Consider the following 2,681-nt stretch of genomic DNA (forward strand, 5'->3'; position numbering starts at 1 on the left):
GCCGACCTGGATAGCTACCGCTCCTCCACCATCACCGCCTCACCCGCGATTTCAGCCAGCGGTCGAAGGCCACGGCGAGGATGAGGATCAGGCCGATGACGATGCTTTGCGTGTAGGACGAGACGTTGTTGAACTGCAGGCCGTTCTGCAGCACACCGATCAGCCCTGCGCCCACTACAGTGCCGCCGACGCTGCCGATGCCGCCGAACAGCGAGGTGCCGCCGATGACGACCGCCGAGATCACCGTCAGCTCGTAGCCGATGCCGGCCACGGCTTCGGAGGAGTTGAGCCGCGCCGACAAAACGAAGGCGGCAAGGCCGGCGAAGAAGCCGACGATGATGTAGACCGAGATCAGGATGCGGTCGACCCGCAGGCCGGAGAGCCGCGCGGCCTCGGCATTGCCGCCGACGGCGTAGACGGCGCGACCGTAGCGCGTGTAGCGCAGCACGATGTGGCACAGGATTGCGGCAATCGCGAAGATGATCGCCGGCACCGGCACCGGGCCGATCAGGCCGGTACCGAACCAGCGCATCGAGGCGTCGAAGCCGGAGATCGGACCGCCATTGGAGATTGTCAGCGTCAGGCCGCGAAACACGGTGAGGCCGCCGAGCGTGACGACGAAGGGCGGCACTTTCAGCCTGGTGATGGCAAAGCCCTGGGCGCCGCCGGCCACGGCGCCGACGACGACGGCGGCGAGAAGGGCGGCGAACCAGCCATAGCCTTGCGTGCCCGTTGTCGACAGCGACAGCGTGTTGGCGGTGCCGCCTTTGGCTACCACGGCCGCGACCATGCCACAAAAGGCGAGCAGCGAGCCGACCGACAGGTCGATACCGGCGGTCAGGATGACGAAGGTCATGCCGAGCGCGATCAGCCCGGTGATCGAGATCTGGCGCATGATGTTGAACAGGTTGATCGGGTCGATGAAGCTCGGCTTCAGCACGGTGAAGACGACGATCAGCAACGCCAGGAACATCAGTGGGCCGAAGCTCATCAGCAGGCGCGCAATATTGACGCCGCCGCGCTGGCTCCGTTCGGTCGTGCTGGTCATTGCGTTGCTTCCTGCTTCTGGTCGAGCGCCATCAGTTCCATCAGTTTCTCCTCGGTCGCCTCGATGCCGGGCATCTCGCCGGTAATGCGCCCGCGCCGCATGGTGACGATCCTGTCCGACACCGCAAGCACCTCGGGCAGCTCCGACGAGATCATCATGATGGCGATGCCGCGCGCCGCGAGCTCCACCAGGATCTGGTGCACCTCCGCCTTGGCGCCGACATCGACACCACGCGTCGGTTCATCGACGATCAGCACCTTGGGATCGCGTGCCAGCCAGCGGGCAAGGATGACCTTCTGCTGGTTGCCTCCCGACAGTCCCTCGATCGCCTGCTCGGGCGAGGCCATGCGGATCGACAGCGTCTTCCTGTAGTTCGCCAACGCCTCGCGCTCGCGCCGCTCGGCCATGAAGCCGACATTGGAGTAGCGGTCGAGCGCGGCGATCGAGAAATTGGTGAGGATGGCGAGTGCGGCGAAGATTGCCTGGTGCTTGCGGTCCTCCGGCACCAGGCCGATGCCGAGCTCGATGGCATCGGCGGGTGAGGCCGGCGCGATCGGCCTGCCGTCGAGCCTGATGGTGCCGGCGGCAATGCGGTCGGCACCGAAGATGGCACGGGCGAGCTCGGTGCGGCCGGAGCCGACGAGCCCGGCGACGCCGAGGATTTCGCCGGCCTTGAGGTCGAGATCGACGCCTTCGAGCACGATGGCGTGCGGCGCCTGCGGATCGCGCACCGTGCGCAGGCCGCGCACCGAGAGCCGGACGTCGCCGGCGACATCGCGCTGGGTCGGCCTGGCATAGAGCTCGGAAGCGGCACGGCCGACCATCTTCTCGATGATCTTCGGCAGTCTGATCGGCCCACCTTCGCGGTCGAGATGGCCGGCCAGCCTGCCGTCGCGCAGCACCGTCATGCGGTCGCAGATCGCCGATGCCTCTTCCAGCCGGTGGGTGACGAACATGATGGCGACGCCGTCCTTGCGCAGCCGGCCCATGATCGACATCAGCCTGTGCACTTCGGTTTCGGTCAGCGCCGAGGTCGGCTCGTCCATGATGATCAAGCGGCTCTTCAGCGACAGCGCCCGGGCGATCTCGACCAGCTGCTGCTCGGCCACCGACAGCGCCGACACCGGCGTCGCCGGGTCGAGGTCGAGGCCGACGCGAGCGATGATCGCGCGCGAATCTTCCTCCATCTTCCGCCAGCTGACCAGCCCGAACCGGCCGAGCGGTGCGCGGCCGATGAAGATATTCTCCGCCACGGTCAGCGTCGGGATCAGGCTCAGTTCCTGGTAGATGGTAACGATGCCGTGGCGCTTGGCATCCTGCGGATTGTGCGGGCTGAATTCGACCCCGTCGAAAACGATGCGGCCGCTGGACGGCGGCATCACGCCGGACAGGATCTTGAGCAGCGTCGATTTGCCGGCGCCGTTCTCGCCGAGCAGGCCGAGTATCTCGCCGGGGCGGACTTCGAGCGAAACGTCGTTCAGCGCGGTGACGCCGGCAAAGCGCTTGGTCACACCCTCGACGGTGAGCAGGGCGGGAGAGGGCGCAATAGCGGCTGCCTTGGGCAAAGTTTGCTCCTCGATCATTCGGTTGTCACGCAAGGCTGGCGGGACAGCACCCCCTCTGGCCTGCCGGC

Annotated in this window: 2 protein-coding genes; both read right to left on the minus strand. The window is 66.7% G+C overall.

Annotated features, from left to right (window positions below; translation table 11 throughout):
• Positions 1-31: 31 nt before the first annotated feature.
• Positions 32-1,048 carry an ABC transporter permease gene (locus tag NKH23_RS34285; RefSeq protein ID WP_352467912.1) on the minus strand — a complete coding sequence of 339 codons (1,017 nt, stop codon included), beginning with the start codon at positions 1,046-1,048 and terminating at the stop codon, positions 32-34.
• Positions 1,045-2,631: a sugar ABC transporter ATP-binding protein gene (locus NKH23_RS34290; RefSeq protein ID WP_352717101.1), complete on the minus strand. Its 1,587-nt coding sequence runs from the start codon at positions 2,629-2,631 to the stop codon at positions 1,045-1,047. Before NKH23_RS34290 ends, NKH23_RS34285 begins: the two co-directional genes overlap by 4 nt.
• Positions 2,632-2,681 lie beyond the last annotated feature (50 nt).

Origin of the sequence: Mesorhizobium sp. M1328 (assembly GCF_040318075.1) — a bacterium.
Lineage (GTDB): Bacteria > Pseudomonadota > Alphaproteobacteria > Rhizobiales > Rhizobiaceae > Mesorhizobium.